Annotated in this window: 17 protein-coding genes and 1 pseudogene; 8 read left to right on the forward strand and 10 right to left on the reverse strand. The window is 37.8% G+C overall.

Annotated features, from left to right (window positions below; all coding sequences use genetic code 11):
• Positions 1-328: 328 nt before the first annotated feature.
• The 7 genes from AAFQ93_RS06660 to AAFQ93_RS06690 all read right to left on the reverse strand — a co-directional run bounded on the left by AAFQ93_RS06660 (position 329) and on the right by AAFQ93_RS06690 (position 5,184).
• On the reverse strand, positions 329-1,021 hold the full coding sequence (locus tag AAFQ93_RS06660) for a YjjG family noncanonical pyrimidine nucleotidase (protein WP_045762940.1): 693 nt from the start codon (positions 1,019-1,021) through the stop codon (positions 329-331).
• A gap of 74 nt (positions 1,022-1,095) precedes the next feature.
• On the reverse strand, positions 1,096-1,434 hold the full coding sequence (locus AAFQ93_RS06665; protein WP_045762941.1) for a type II toxin-antitoxin system RelE/ParE family toxin: 339 nt from the start codon (positions 1,432-1,434) through the stop codon (positions 1,096-1,098).
• Positions 1,427-1,720 carry a hypothetical protein gene (locus tag AAFQ93_RS06670; RefSeq protein WP_045762942.1) on the reverse strand — a complete coding sequence of 98 codons (294 nt, stop codon included), beginning with the start codon at positions 1,718-1,720 and terminating at the stop codon, positions 1,427-1,429. The genes AAFQ93_RS06665 and AAFQ93_RS06670 overlap by 8 nt, the downstream gene beginning before the upstream one ends.
• A gap of 104 nt (positions 1,721-1,824) precedes the next feature.
• Positions 1,825-2,799, reverse strand: coding sequence for a phosphate acetyltransferase (pta, locus tag AAFQ93_RS06675; RefSeq protein ID WP_045762943.1), 975 nt, complete (start codon positions 2,797-2,799; stop codon positions 1,825-1,827).
• Between the two features lie 15 nt (positions 2,800-2,814).
• Positions 2,815-3,714, reverse strand: a complete 900-nt coding sequence (locus AAFQ93_RS06680) for an RluA family pseudouridine synthase (RefSeq protein ID WP_045762944.1) — start codon at positions 3,712-3,714, stop codon at positions 2,815-2,817.
• The gene (locus AAFQ93_RS06685; protein ID WP_375554980.1) at positions 3,711-4,529 is read right to left on the reverse strand and encodes an NAD kinase; all 819 of its coding nucleotides are present in this window, start codon (positions 4,527-4,529) and stop codon (positions 3,711-3,713) included. Before AAFQ93_RS06685 ends, AAFQ93_RS06680 begins: the two co-directional genes overlap by 4 nt.
• Entirely contained in the window at positions 4,513-5,184 is a 672-nt protein-coding gene (locus AAFQ93_RS06690; protein ID WP_000627444.1) for a GTP pyrophosphokinase family protein, read from the reverse strand. The genes AAFQ93_RS06685 and AAFQ93_RS06690 overlap by 17 nt, the downstream gene beginning before the upstream one ends.
• A gap of 133 nt (positions 5,185-5,317) precedes the next feature.
• Here AAFQ93_RS06690 and AAFQ93_RS06695 point away from each other — a divergent pair, with 133 nt between their 5' ends.
• The 7 genes from AAFQ93_RS06695 (at position 5,318) to AAFQ93_RS06725 (ending at position 10,092) form a co-directional block, all read left to right on the forward strand.
• Positions 5,318-5,887, forward strand: a complete 570-nt coding sequence (locus AAFQ93_RS06695) for a CYTH domain-containing protein (RefSeq protein WP_045762946.1) — start codon at positions 5,318-5,320, stop codon at positions 5,885-5,887.
• Positions 5,888-6,011: 124 nt separating this feature from the next.
• A complete protein-coding gene (locus AAFQ93_RS06700) occupies positions 6,012-6,956 on the forward strand; it encodes a ribose-phosphate diphosphokinase (RefSeq protein WP_045762947.1) in 945 nt (314 codons plus the stop codon).
• Between the two features lie 15 nt (positions 6,957-6,971).
• The gene (locus AAFQ93_RS06705) at positions 6,972-8,087 is read left to right on the forward strand and encodes a cysteine desulfurase family protein (protein WP_375554981.1); all 1,116 of its coding nucleotides are present in this window, start codon (positions 6,972-6,974) and stop codon (positions 8,085-8,087) included.
• Positions 8,088-8,091: 4 nt separating this feature from the next.
• A complete protein-coding gene (locus AAFQ93_RS06710; protein WP_049526341.1) occupies positions 8,092-8,439 on the forward strand; it encodes a DUF1831 domain-containing protein in 348 nt (115 codons plus the stop codon).
• A gap of 9 nt (positions 8,440-8,448) precedes the next feature.
• Positions 8,449-8,664 (forward strand): DUF4649 family protein, encoded by a 216-nt coding sequence (locus AAFQ93_RS06715; protein WP_070460469.1) that lies wholly within the window; start codon positions 8,449-8,451, stop codon positions 8,662-8,664.
• Positions 8,665-8,745: 81 nt separating this feature from the next.
• A complete protein-coding gene (locus AAFQ93_RS06720; protein ID WP_000660647.1) occupies positions 8,746-9,387 on the forward strand; it encodes a redox-sensing transcriptional repressor Rex in 642 nt (213 codons plus the stop codon).
• Positions 9,388-9,402: 15 nt separating this feature from the next.
• A complete protein-coding gene (locus AAFQ93_RS06725) occupies positions 9,403-10,092 on the forward strand; it encodes a gamma-glutamyl-gamma-aminobutyrate hydrolase family protein (RefSeq protein WP_075227382.1) in 690 nt (229 codons plus the stop codon).
• A gap of 23 nt (positions 10,093-10,115) precedes the next feature.
• Here the strand turns inward: AAFQ93_RS06725 and radC are convergent, their stop codons facing one another.
• The gene (radC, locus tag AAFQ93_RS06730; protein ID WP_373115812.1) at positions 10,116-10,796 is read right to left on the reverse strand and encodes a DNA repair protein RadC; all 681 of its coding nucleotides are present in this window, start codon (positions 10,794-10,796) and stop codon (positions 10,116-10,118) included.
• Positions 10,797-10,859: 63 nt separating this feature from the next.
• The gene (locus AAFQ93_RS06735) at positions 10,860-12,140 is read right to left on the reverse strand and encodes an O-acetylhomoserine aminocarboxypropyltransferase/cysteine synthase family protein (protein WP_375554982.1); all 1,281 of its coding nucleotides are present in this window, start codon (positions 12,138-12,140) and stop codon (positions 10,860-10,862) included.
• Between the two features lie 191 nt (positions 12,141-12,331).
• Here AAFQ93_RS06735 and AAFQ93_RS06740 point away from each other — a divergent pair, with 191 nt between their 5' ends.
• Positions 12,332-13,027, forward strand: a complete 696-nt coding sequence (locus AAFQ93_RS06740) for a VIT family protein (RefSeq protein ID WP_375554983.1) — start codon at positions 12,332-12,334, stop codon at positions 13,025-13,027.
• Here the strand turns inward: AAFQ93_RS06740 and AAFQ93_RS06745 are convergent.
• Positions 13,001-13,267 (reverse strand): annotated as a pseudogene (locus AAFQ93_RS06745) (IS5/IS1182 family transposase); the annotation flags it as partial. The gene AAFQ93_RS06740 and the pseudogene AAFQ93_RS06745 sit on opposite strands and share 27 nt — an antisense overlap.
• Between the last annotated feature and the right edge of the window lie 386 nt (positions 13,268-13,653).

Below are 13,653 nucleotides of genomic sequence, written 5' to 3' on the forward strand. Positions count from 1 at the left end.
CATGAAGTTTATGGTTCTTTTATTACTTTTCAATATCATACTGATTTGCTCCTATATAGCTTTTTTATACCAATTTAAGACGTTCAAACAGATGAATAGATAATTTATTGACTAGTTTAGATGCTTCTTTTTCAATACCTACTTGATTAACTGTACTACCAATTTGATATCCATATACAACTTAACGGTAGATGACAATTACAATATTCTTGTCATTATATCCTAGTATGATTTATTATATCAAAAAAATAAAACGTTTTCAAAAAATACCAAAATTTCTTGCACTCCATGCTCCAGGTTTTCTAGAATCTTTTATATTTTGTGATTTTTAAAGGAGCCCCAAGCAATCAAGCAGAGCCTGATAAGAGTCGACTTCATAAGTTGGCTGAGCTTGTGTCTTATTTTCCAGATGATGAGGATTGTACCAGATGGTATCGATGCCAGCATTATTTCCACCTTGAATATCAGCTGACAAAGAATCACCAATCATAAGGGTCTGATTTTTATCAAAGTTAGGGATTCGAGCTCCAATTTTTTCATAAAATTCAGCATCTGGTTTTTGGGTATGGAGTTTCTCTGAAATGAATATTTCCTTGAAAAATGGTGTAATTCCAGATTGTTCCAAACGACCTGTCTGAATATAGGTGATTCCATTTGTCGCAGCATAGAGTTCATAGCCCTTACTTATCAATTTTTTTAATAAATTTTCGACACCTGGGAAAGTCTGTCCCTGTTTTGATAGGAAAAACTGGTAGCGCTCTGCTAAGTAAGCCCCATCTTTTTCAATGCCAAAGTGAGCAAACAATTTTGCAAAACGTGTGTTAATTAACTCAGCCTTTGTAATTTTTTTCTGTTCCAAATCCTTCCAAAGAGCCTTGTTCATTGGTACATAGTAATCTTTATAGGCTTGTATATCCTCTACTCCTTCTTCTTCTAAGAGTTGCGTCAGAGCTATATCCTCAGCAGCATCAAAATCGAGTAAGGTGTGATCGAGATCGAATAATAGAAATTTGTATTTCAATTTTAAAAACTTCCTTTCTTGGGGGGACAAAGAGTGGGACTAAATGATTCAAAAAAATTTAAAAAATTTTACCTCTACTTATTGAATAACTTAGTCCAATTCTGCTTGGAATTTAAAATTCTGGAGACATAAACCTCATATTTGTCGATATAATAAAAAGCTAAGTAATTTTCAATTGGCATATATCGATAACGTTTTCCGTCATCTGTTAATTCACCATAACCTCGACTTGAAACCAAAGGACATGCTTCTGGAAAGGTTTCTAAAGTTTCTAGTGCCGTTAGAATAAGGTCTAGTTTACTATCGGCAGATTGCTGGCTGTAAAAATTCAGTACAATATAATCATGTATTTCTCTCAAGTCTTTCTTAGCTTGATCCGTAAGAGAAACATGGTAACGCTTATGATTAGTCAAGTCCAAATTCCTTTCTTACATCTGCCAAAGACGTTAGTTTACCTTGCTCAATTTCTTGATGTCCCATCAAGATTTCCTTTTTCAAGTCTTCAAAAGCAACCTGATATTGAGTCTCTTGTAAATCACTAAATACGAACTCTTTGGGATCAACCGCACCTGTCGCAATTTTACGAAGTGCAGCATTAAAAATATCTGATAGGGTTAACTTTTCATCAGCTATGATTTCTTTCGTTTGTTGGTAAAAAGTCGAATCTGCTCTAAAATTAACTGGTTGAGTACTTGCCATGATTAATACCTCTTTGTAAAGATGCTTTGTAAATACATTTTATCATCTTTAGATTTGAAATTCAACGAAAAGCTCCTTTAACAGAAAAGGAGCTATCTTGTATTTTATTGGTGTACAGCTTGTGCTGCTGTGATTAGTGTAAGTTTGAAGACGTCATCTGAGTTACATCCACGAGAAAGGTCATTAACTGGTTTGTTCAAACCTTGCAATACTGGACCAACTGCTGCAAAGCCACCGAGACGTTCTGCCATCTTGTAGCCAATATTTCCTGCTTCGATACCTGGGAAGATAAAGACGTTTGCTTGTCCAGCAACCTTGCTTCCTGGTGCCTTGAGAGCAGCTGTTTCTGGAACGAAGGCAGCATCAAATTGCAATTCCCCATCGATTTCAAGGTCAGGACGAAGATCATGAGCAATCTTAGTTGCTTCAACGACCTTATCAACGCTTTCACCAAAACCAGAACCTTTAGTTGAATAGCTTAGCATAGCAATTTTTGGTTCAATACCAAACATCTTAGCTGTAATTGCAGAGTTAATCGCAATTTCTGCCAAAGCTTCAGCGTCAGGATTGATATTGATGGCACAGTCACCAAAGAGGTAACGTTCAGTACCACGAACCATGAGGAAGGCACCTGAAGTACGACTAACATTCGGACGAGTTTTAATGATTTGAAGGGCTGGGCGAACAGTTGCCGCAGTAGAGTGAATAGCTCCTGAAACCATTCCATCTACCAAGCCCATGTAAACCAACATAACACCAAAATAGTTCACGTCTTTAACCAAGATTTCACGAGCTTCTTCTTCAGTCATTTTTCCTTTACGACGTTCTACAAGAGATGTTACCATTTCTTCAAATTGAGGATAGTGGGCTGGGTCGATGACTTCATAACCATCCATGATTCCTTCGATTTCAAGATAAATTTTAATTTTGTCAGGATTTCCTAGTAAGACGGGAATAACTTCTGTTTCTTTTACGATGCGTTTTGTAGCTTGAAGAATACGTGGTTCTTCACCTTCTGGCAAGACAATACGTGCATTTTTACCAACTAGGTTGGCTTTTAAACTTTCAAAAACTTCCATGAGTTTTGACTCCTTTTAAGATAAATTATTATTTGATAACTGAGTTATAAGAGTGTTGAAATCATCCGGCAGCGGACTTTCCATCTCCAACTGCTCTTCAAGAAAAGGATGATAAAACGATAAGTAATGGCAATGCAGAGCTTGACGCTCTATGCCATGTTCAAGACTACCACCATAGAGGTCATCGCCAAGCAAAGGGAAACCGATATGGGAGAAATGAACACGAATCTGGTGTGTCCTTCCCGTATGTAGTCGAATATCAACTAGATGAATATTGCCATAAGACTGCACTATGCGATAGGAAGTATGGGCATATTTACCACCTTTTGCCACTCGCCTAGTGATAATGGAATCTTCGTCACGGGCAATCGGGGCAATGATTTCACCTTGAGGTTTCAGAAAACCATCTCCTTTAACGAGTGCAAAATAGCGCTTTTCAATGGCTTTCTTTTGCAACTGCTTGTCTAGTCTAGCATGAGCATAACCATGTTTAGCAAAAAGCATGAGACCCGAAGTATCGCGATCTAGTCTGGTTACAATGTGAACCTGCTGATTTTCATAGTTCTGTTTCACATAGTAGCCCTTGATAAAATTAGCGATGGTATTGGAATGATTGACACTAGGAATCGAGGCCACACCAAAGGGTTTGTTTAGAATTAAGAAATGATCATCTTCAAACAGAATATCCAGTGGATAATCAATTGCTTCCAGTGTCTCAAAACCTTCCTCAGGAGGAATGTCGATGACAACCACATCCCCAATATCTAAGAGATAGGTTGCATTTTGTGGATGACCGTTTACGCGAATATCTCCACCTCGAAACTTGATTTTGGCCAGCAATCCTTTAGAGACTTCATGCTTTTTCAGAAAAGTCTTTACCTTGACGTGTTCGTCAGCAATAAATTCAAACCTCATTCATCCACCTCACCAATAAAGGCATCTTTGACACGATTCCAAAAACTAGTATGGCTTGGTGTTGCTACAAAATGAATCTTATGATGGTCTATCTGGTATTCTATTCTTTCAATATTACGATAAGAATAAATGCTATTGTCAACAGAAAGCGTATGATAGTCATTACGAGTTGGTATCAATTCTATCTTATCCTTCTTAGGCACAATGATAGAAGAACCTAAGGTTCTGTAGACACGATTGTTAAGACTCGCAATTTCTGTCAATTGTAGGGCCTCAATAGTAGGATGTAAAACAGCTCCACCAAGAGATTTGTTATAGGCTGTACTCCCAGTTGGCGTCGATACCGTTAGGCCATCTCCTCTAAAACGTTCAAATGGCACGTGGTTAATGATAATATCGGCAACCATGGTCCTATCAGATCTCCGAATGCTAGCCTCATTCAAAGCACGGAAAATTTTCACTTCTCCATTTCCCAAAAAAATCTTTACATTTAAAAGCGGGTAAGACACACGAGCCCCAGTATCCAACTGTAAATTAGTAAGCAATTGATCTAGTTCAAAATCACGGTAGTCCGTATAGAAACCCAAATGACCCGTGTGAACACCAACGAAGCGAACCTTATCCAGCTGGTCTTCATACTTGTGAAAAGCAGACAAAAGCATCCCATCCCCACCTATGGAAATCACGATATCGGGATGTTTATCATTTAATATAAAGTTATTCTTTTTTAATCGATCTCTTAATTCATATAAGACTCGTTGACTTTGAGGTTTGCGATTAGCGATTAGATCAATTCGTTTACCTGTATTCTTCATCGGTATCGTCACTATTACCTACCCCGTCATTTAACTTTCTATGCAATGGATCAAAGAGTGCCTGTGCTTCCTGGATATCATCACGAATTTTACTCATTTCTTCATCCAATTGGTGAGATATCCTTGCTGTGATTTCCAGACGTTTCTTAATTTCTTCTGGAAAATCCCCTTGATATTTATAATTGAGAGAATGCTCGATGGTAGCCCAGAAATTCATAGCCAAGGTACGAATCTGAATCTCCACCAGAATCGTTCTTGCCCCATTGATCGTATCAACTGTATACTCAATAATCAAATGGTAAGAACGATAGCCTGAAGCCTTTCGATGAGTAATGTAGTCACGTTCTTGTACCACTCTCATGTCTTGCCTCTTACGAAGGATGGCAACAACCTCGCTCACGTCATCTACAAATTGAACCATGACGCGTAAACCTGCAATATCTTGCAAGTCCTGTTCCAACGTATCGTATCCAATCCCTCGACGAGCCATTTTTTCTTTTATACTTTCGATCGGTTTGACTCGACCAGTTACAAACTCAATTGGAGAATGTTTATTTTGTTTGCGGTATTGTTTTCGAATACCTCGGAGTTTTATCTTCAGCTCTCCGACAGCCTGAATGTAAGGATCTAAAAATTCTTCCCATTCTGTAATCATATATCTTTTTCATCCAATTCTCTATACACTCGATTTATCTAGTTTTTGATTTTCTAGAAAAAATCTTATACAATAAATACAATGCTTATTATACCATACAATCGCTTTCAAAGATAAGGAAAAAGTAAAAAAAATGAAACATTTAGAAATTGAAATGAAAACACTTCTAAACAAGGATGAATATCAAAGATTGCAGGAGCACTTTTCAGGAGTCACACCTATTACACAAAAAAATTACTACCTAGACACGCCTGATTTTTACCTTCGCAAACATAAAATCGCTATGCGCATTCGTACTTTTGAAAATAGTGCTGAATTGACCATAAAAATCCCACAAAAAGTCGGAAATATGGAGTATAATCAAGGTCTCAGCCTTGAGGAAGCAAACCATTGTCTTAAAGAATGTAAACTTCCACAAGGAATGATTCTTGACGAATTGACTAGCCGTGGACTTTCAACCAGTGGCTGGGTAGTTTTAGGTTGCCTAACTACTGTTCGCTACGAAAAGCAAACTCCGATCGGACTCATGGCACTTGATCAAAGCGAATACTTTGATATTGTTGACTATGAGCTTGAATTAGAAGTGGAAGATGGCAACCAAGGTAGTCTTGATTTCCAAGAATTTTTACAAGCCAATGAAATCCATTACAAAAAAGCTCCTTCAAAATTGGTTCGTTTTATAGAAAATATGAAAAAATACTGAAATAATCTTCTTTTTTTGATAAAATAAAAGGGATGAAAAATAATAGAATCTGTTGTAGAGAGCATTTATCACTAAAAGTGTTTCACTACAGCGATTCACTTAGTTTAAAGAGGACGGTTTATCGATGTCAGATACAAAAAACATGAAACTTTTCGCACTATCTTCCAACCAGGAAATTGCTCAAAGAATCGCAGATGCTGCAGGTGTTCCACTTGGAAAAGTATCTTCACGCCAATTTTCAGATGGTGAAATCCAAGTTAACATCGAAGAAAGTGTTCGCGGATATGATGTTTATATCATCCAATCAACTAGTTATCCAGTAAATAACCACTTGATGGAACTCTTGATTATGGTTGATGCTTGTGTTCGCGCTAGTGCTAATACTATTAACGTAGTACTTCCATACTTCGGCTACGCTCGCCAAGATCGTATCGCTTCTTCTCGCGAACCACTTACTGCAAAACTAGTTGCAAATATGTTGGTGAAAGCTGGAGTTAGTCGTGTATTGACTCTTGACCTCCATGCCGTTCAGGTTCAAGGATTCTTTGACATTCCTGTAGATAACCTTTACACAATTCCACTTTTTGCAAAACATTACTGCGATAAAGGTTTAACTGGTTCAGATGTGGTTGTTGTTAGTCCTAAAAACTCTGGTGTAAAACGTGCGCGTAGTCTTGCAGAATACCTTGATGCTCCGATTGCTATCATTGATTATGCACAAGATGATTCTGAACGTAGCCAAGGTTACATTATCGGGGAGGTTGAAGGTAAGAAAGCAATCTTAATCGATGACATTCTGAACACTGGCCGTACCTTCTCTGAAGCTGCTAAAATTTTGGAACGCGATGGTGCTACTGAAATCTACGCTGTATCCAGTCATGGATTGTTCGTTAACGGTGCTGCAGAGTTATTAGATGCAACAAATATTAAGGAAATCTTGGTTACAGATTCTGTTTTGACAGAAAGTAGAAAACCTAAAAACGTGCAATACATCACTGCTAGCGAATTGATTGGTGATGCTATGGTTCGTATTCACGAAAGAAAACCAGTTAGTCCACTATTTAAATAGAAATTAGGTGAGTTTTTGATTTATTTGGATAATGCTGCAACGACTCCGATGTCTTCAGTAGCTATCTCAGCAATGACTCAAGTCATGCAAGAAACTTATGGTAACCCTTCTAGTATTCATGGCCATGGGCGTCAAGCAGGTAAACTATTACGAGAAGCTCGTCAAGAACTAGCAAGTTTACTAGGAACAAAGCCACAACATATCTTCTTTACCACTGGTGGTACTGAAAGCAATAATACTGCTATCATCGGCTACTGCCTTCGCCATCAAAATCGTGGGAAGCACATTATCACTACTGCGATTGAGCACCATGCTGTTCTAGAACCCATCAAATACTTGGTTGAAAATTTCGGTTTTGAAGTGACTATTTTACAGCCTGAACATCAAGAAATCACTGCAGACCAAATCAAAAATGCACTGCGTGAAGATACCATTCTTGTTTCTACTATGTTTGCCAACAATGAAACTGGTACACTGTTACCTATTGCTGAAATTGGTGAGGTTCTAAAAAATCATCCAGCCGTCTATCATGTCGATGCAGTTCAGGCAGTCGGTAAATTAGAAATACTTCCCGAAGAATTGGGAATTGATTTTCTCAGTGCTTCTGCACACAAATTTTATGGTCCAAAAGGAGTTGGTTTTCTCTATGCTGCATCTACAGATTTTGATTCCTACCTTCATGGTGGTGATCAAGAGCAGAAAAAAAGAGCAGGAACAGAAAATCTTCCTGCCATTGTAGGAATGGTAGCAGCTCTAAAGGATGATCTTGAAAACCAAGCACAAAACTTTGAAAATGTTCAACAACTAAAAGACACCTTCTTAAAGGAAATGGCTGAGACAGACTATTACCTCAATCAAGGAAAAGACCAGCTACCTTATGTCCTTAATATTGGATTTCCAGGTCAACGAAATGATCTACTACTCCTTTGTCTGGATCTTGAAGGGATTTCTATTTCAACTGGTTCTGCTTGTACTGCAGGCGTCGTTCAGGTTAGTCATGTTCTTCAGGCTTTCTACGGAGAGGACTCTCCTCGCTTACACGAATCCGTTCGCGTCAGCATTTCACCTCAAAATACAGAGCAAGAAATAATCACTCTCGCACAAACTCTAAAAGAAATCATTGGAGGTTAACTCAATGGCATTCGAAAAAACCATTAGTCTTAAAAATTGCCGTTATGATTACACACTTAGCCCAACCGTCAAAAAGTTCACTCTAAAAGATAACACTTTTTTTGAAACTAAGGTTGGTAACTATGAACTAACACGTCTTCTTGAAAAAGTTCCAAATAGTGGGGAAGGTTTCCAACTTAAGATTATCATCAACAAAGACTTAACAGGTGCAAAAATCAACATCACTGATAAATTTGGTCTACGTTTAGTCGATATCTTTAAGTCAGAAGAAACTCATATCCACCAAGAGAAATTTTACTTCTTGATGGATAGTCTTGTTGAACGTGATGTCTTTACTAAAAGCGAAAGATAGAAGGCAATTATGTTTCGATTAACTTACAAAGACACCTATCAAGTCGATCGCGTTTTAGAATACGAAGATTATGAAGCACTCATGCTATCACTTTCAGGTTGTGTGACTCTTCCAGATACTACTGTCATTACTTCTCTGACCTATAATGGAAAAGAAATCTATCAGGGGCTTCTGGGAAATCTCTATCGTTTTCTATCTCACTATGATTTTACGAAGATAAGCTAAGATTTTTCTTAGTTTTTTCTTGTTTTTGTTGATTTTTTCACAATCTTTCTATAAAATAGTATTTAGAAAGGTTGTGATTTTGTGAAAGAAAAACAGTCTGCTATTCCAAAAGCAACAGCAAAGAGACTTTCTCTTTATTATCGTATCTTTAAAAGATTTCATGCAGAAAAAATTGAAAGAGCCAACTCAAAACAAATTGCCGAGGCCATTGGTATTGACTCTGCTACTGTTAGACGAGATTTTTCCTACTTTGGTGAACTTGGTCGTCGTGGATTTGGCTACGATGTCAAAAAACTAATGACGTTTTTTGCTGATCTTCTAAATGATAATTCTATTACAAATGTTATGTTGGTGGGTATTGGTAATATGGGGCACGCTCTCCTTCACTACCGTTTCCACGAACGAAACAAAATGAAAATCATTATGGCTTTTGATTTGGATGATCATCCTGAAGTTGGGACAAAAACTCCTGATGGAATCCCAATTTATGGAATTTCCCAAATCAAGGATAAAATAAAGAATGCAGATGTTAAAACTGCAATCTTAACAGTTCCGAGTGTCAAATCACAAGAAGTAGCTAATCTCCTTGTCGAAGCAGGTATTAAAGGAATTTTAAGCTTTTCACCCGTTCATCTCCAACTACCAAAAGATGTGGTAGCTCAGTATGTAGATTTAACTAGTGAATTGCAAACTCTCCTCTATTTCATGAGAAAAGAGGATTAGAAAGCGAAAGCATTTATGAAAAAACCAGTTATTGGGATTACAGGAAACGAAAAAGCTCATCCTGATGATGAGCTTATGATGAGCTATGCTGCGAAAGGCTTTGTTGAAGGAGTCAAGGAAGCTGGGGGAATTCCCATTATCCTACCCATTGGTGATCAAGAAATGGCTAGTTACTACATTGGCTTGATTGATAAACTCATTTTAACTGGTGGACAAAATGTCGATCCAAAGTTCTATGGTGAACCTAAAACGATCGATAGCGATGACTACTACCTTCAAAGAGATATTTTTGAGCTAGCTCTTATAAAAGAAGCCATTAAACAGAAGAAACCCATTTTTTCTGTTTGTCGAGGCACCCAGCTCTTTAATGTGGCTATGGGAGGAACTCTTTATCAAGATATTGAAGACCATTGGCAGGATACTTCAGCCGAGTATACAACTCAACGTTTAGTCACCGAGCCTGATACTATTCTTCGAGAAATCTATGGAGAAATCTCCCATATCAACTCTTTCCACCATCAGAGTATTAAGGACCTAGCTCCAAATCTCAAGGTTGTAGCTCATGATCCTAAAGATGGAATTATCGAGGCTGTTACAACAACGGATGGTTTCCCTTACCTCGGTGTTCAATGGCATCCAGAATTTCTCTTTGAAAATCGCCCCAAAGATAAAACACTTTTCGACTATGTCGTCAATGAATTGTAAAACCTGTATCACATACAGGTTTTTTATACCAGTTCCGTCTTCTCACGGTAACTAAAATAATCGGAGTGTGAGACAATTAGATGGTCTAATAAGACCAAACCCATTAATTCGCAGGCTTCTTTAACAAGCTTCGTAACATGGTCATCATTTCTACTCGGCATGACAGCACCAGATGGATGATTATGAACCAGAATCACAGATGTTGCCATATGCTTCAAAGCATAGTGGAGAATTTCCCTTGGTTCCGCAATACTTCTAGTAGCTGAGCCGATAAAAATGGTTTGCTGATGAATGATTTGATTTTGAGTATTAAGATAGAGCGCTACCAGGTGCTCTTGTTTTTTATCTCCCAGTTCAGCTTGCATCTTTTTAGCCAGTCTTTGACTACTGAGGATACTCTCTGCCTCCATGGTTTCTTGTTTGTGAATACGACTTCCTAGCTCTATCATAGCTTGCAACTCAATAGCTTTCACTCTACCGATACCTGATAAACTCTGTAGTTCTTGCAGAGTCATTTTTTTCAAATCAGTTAAGCAATTTAATTGATTCAATACTTTTTGTGCAATTTCAAAAACAGTAGATTGACGAGTCCCTGTTCGTAACAAAATGGCTAGTAACTCCTGATTACTCAAACTCTCTACTCCTTCTGTTACCAAGCGTTCCCTTGGTAAGAGCGAATCTTCTTGAAAAGAAATACTATACATAAAAATCCTCCTCACTTAATTATTCGTGAGAAGGATTTATAATTCGATAAAAACTAGTTATTTTTAGATTTTTTCAAGAGCTAGTCGCAAATCTTCAATCAAATCATCAACATTTTCAAGACCGATTGAAAGACGAATTTGATTTTTAGTTACTCCTGCTGCTTCTAGATCTGAGTCAGACAACTGAGCATGTGTTGTAGTTGCGGGATGAACTACCAATGATTTAGCATCTGCTACATTGGCTAAGTTTGAAAAGATTTCCAAGTTGTCAATCACCTTACGAGCTTCTGCTTCACCGCCTTTAACGTGGAAGGTAAAGATTGAACCTACACCTTTTGGTAGGTATTTTTCAGCCAAAGCATGATATGGATTATCTGGGAGTTTTGGATAGTTGACTTTTTCAACCTTTGGATGATTAACAAGGAAATCAACAATTTTCTCAGCGTTTTGAACATGGCGTTCTACACGGAGAGAAAGTGTTTCAAGACCTTGCAAAAGCAAGAATGAGTTAAATGGTGAAAGGGCAGCTCCCATATCGCGAAGCAATTGCACGCGAGCAGCAACGATAAAGGCTGCAGCACCTACATCTCGAGTATAGCTTAAATTATGGTAGCTTGGATCTTCATTGACGAATTGAGGGTATTTACCTGAAGCTGCCCAGTCAAACTTCCCGCTATCAACGATAACACCACCAATAGTTGTACCGTGTCCACCGATAAACTTAGTTGCTGAGTGAACCGCAATGTCAACACCATGAGAAAAGACATTGATAAGATAAGGTGTTGCAAAGGTATTGTCTGCAACCAAAGGAATCTGATGTTTATGAGCAATTTCAGCTATTTTTTCAATATCAGGAATGTTGATGACTGGATTTCCCAAGGTTTCAATCAAAACAAGTTTGGTATTATCTTTAATCGCTGCTTCTACTTCTTCTAGATTATCGATATCAACAAAAGTTGTGGTGATTCCATAGCGAGGAAGGGTTTCTTTCAAAAGGTTAAAGGTCCCACCGTAGATAGTTGAAGCTGCAACCACGTGGTCTCCTGCATGAGCAAGTCCAAGGATAGTATAAGTAAGAGCCGCCATCCCTGATGCAGTAGCAAGTGCACCTACTCCACCTTCCAGTGCTGCGATACGCTCTTCAAAGGCTGAAGTTGTTGGGTTAGTGATACGGGTGTAAATATTACCAGCTTTTTGAAGGGCAAAAAGATCTGCACCTTCTTGTGTATCTTCAAATACAAAAGATGTTGTTTGGTAAATTGGAACAGCACGAGACTTGGTAGTAGCATCTACCACTTGACCTGCATGCAATTGCAGAGTTTCAAATTTAAATTCACGAGTCATATTTAGACCTCCAAAGATTTCATTAGGTTCATTGTATCACCTAATTCGTTCAGTTACAAATACAACTTTGTTATATATTGGCATAAGAAATGGCTATGGCTATTATTAGAATTGTAGAACTTTTTTCAGATAGTTTAAAATGTTTGTATTCACTGCTCCTATCTTTTATAATGTTTAGAAAGGAGAACACTATGTCAGAAATTACACATGAAATTGATGCAAACTTTGCTGGCCGTTTAAATATCTTGCGTGCTGGGGTACTGGGCGCAAATGATGGAATCATCTCTATCGCTGGAGTTGTTATTGGGGTTGCCAGTGCGACTAACAATATCTGGATTATCTTCCTCTCAGGATTAGCCGCAATTCTTGCTGGTGCCTTTTCTATGGCTGGTGGCGAATATGTATCCGTATCTACTCAAAAAGACACGGAGGAAGCCGCTGTAGCCCGCGAACAATTACTTTTGGATAAAGATATAGAAGCTGCTAAAAAATCACTCTACGCAGCCTATCTTCAAAATGGTGAGTGTGAAACATCAGCCCTGCTCTTAACCAACAAGGCATTTCTTAAAAACCCTCTCAAAGCCTTAGTTGAGGAAAAGTACGGAATCGAGTATGAGGAATTCACTAATCCCTGGCATGCTGCTGCATCTAGCTTTATTGCCTTCGTACTTGGTAGCCTACCACCAATGCTTTCGATTATTATTTTCCCAAGCGAATACAGAATCCCTGCTACTGTCTTTATCGTTGCGATTTCTCTATTGATTACAGGTTACACCAGTGCAAAACTCGGAAAAGCCCCAATAAAAACAGCCATGATCCGTAACCTTTGTATCGGTTTGTTGACCATGGGAGTTACCTATCTATTCGGACAGTTGTTTAGTATTTAAGTTAAAAATTGATGCTGAGCAAAAACTAGCTTTAAAATAAAACCACATAGTGATTTCAAGCTTGAATAGCATCAAGCCGAAAGAAATACTGTGTGGTTTTTGAATAGTTGACCTTGTAGAGTCTAAACTATTGGCCAATTTTGCTAGATTTATAGTCATGAAGGTGAATCCTAACTCTGTTTAAATGGCTTGTTTGCCTCAAATATGAACTCTTCGCAGGAAAAAAACAATCTTTACTCTACATTATCACAGTTAATTATAACGAATTTACTTACAGAGAACACTTGAAGAGCATAAGTCAACAGTGCATTTTCATAAACATAGCTGAAAAAAAGTCAGGGCAACCAGTATGAGAGTTTTCCTATAGAAACATTTGACTTGGGATACTGTCAACAAATAAACTAAACATTCAATATTCATGAGTTGTTAGAATATAACAGAACAGAATTACTTCCAAACTCCACTGATTTATGTTATAACCTGTAAACATTATCAGGATTTTCTAAGTGTTTTTTGTTACTGTAATTATAAAGCATGACATGAGAAAGTGATTCTTTCATAAAACACTGGTACTGAACTTCTGAAATATCAATTGACGCAACATCTGCTCGATTATTGATAAACAT

The organism is Streptococcus nidrosiense, assembly GCF_042140045.1.
GTDB lineage: Bacteria > Bacillota > Bacilli > Lactobacillales > Streptococcaceae > Streptococcus > Streptococcus nidrosiense.

Excerpts from the sequence above, each read along its gene's own strand:
- AAFQ93_RS06670 (WP_045762942.1), bottom strand. The coding sequence starts at position 1,720 with ATGGCAAGTACTCAACCAGTTAATTTTAGAGCAGATTCGACTTTTTAC.
- pta (WP_045762943.1), bottom strand. The coding sequence starts at position 2,799 with ATGGAAGTTTTTGAAAGTTTAAAAGCCAACCTAGTTGGTAAAAATGCA.
- AAFQ93_RS06680 (WP_045762944.1), bottom strand. The coding sequence starts at position 3,714 with ATGAGGTTTGAATTTATTGCTGACGAACACGTCAAGGTAAAGACTTTT.
- AAFQ93_RS06685 (WP_375554980.1), bottom strand. The coding sequence starts at position 4,529 with ATGAAGAATACAGGTAAACGAATTGATCTAATCGCTAATCGCAAACCT.
- AAFQ93_RS06690 (WP_000627444.1), bottom strand. The coding sequence starts at position 5,184 with ATGATTACAGAATGGGAAGAATTTTTAGATCCTTACATTCAGGCTGTC.
- AAFQ93_RS06695 (WP_045762946.1), top strand. The coding sequence starts at position 5,318 with ATGAAACATTTAGAAATTGAAATGAAAACACTTCTAAACAAGGATGAA.
- AAFQ93_RS06700 (WP_045762947.1), top strand. The coding sequence starts at position 6,012 with ATGTCAGATACAAAAAACATGAAACTTTTCGCACTATCTTCCAACCAG.
- AAFQ93_RS06710 (WP_049526341.1), top strand. The coding sequence starts at position 8,092 with ATGGCATTCGAAAAAACCATTAGTCTTAAAAATTGCCGTTATGATTAC.
- AAFQ93_RS06715 (WP_070460469.1), top strand. The coding sequence starts at position 8,449 with ATGTTTCGATTAACTTACAAAGACACCTATCAAGTCGATCGCGTTTTA.
- AAFQ93_RS06725 (WP_075227382.1), top strand. The coding sequence starts at position 9,403 with ATGAAAAAACCAGTTATTGGGATTACAGGAAACGAAAAAGCTCATCCT.
- radC (WP_373115812.1), bottom strand. The coding sequence starts at position 10,796 with ATGTATAGTATTTCTTTTCAAGAAGATTCGCTCTTACCAAGGGAACGC.
- AAFQ93_RS06735 (WP_375554982.1), bottom strand. The coding sequence starts at position 12,140 with ATGACTCGTGAATTTAAATTTGAAACTCTGCAATTGCATGCAGGTCAA.
- AAFQ93_RS06740 (WP_375554983.1), top strand. The coding sequence starts at position 12,332 with ATGTCAGAAATTACACATGAAATTGATGCAAACTTTGCTGGCCGTTTA.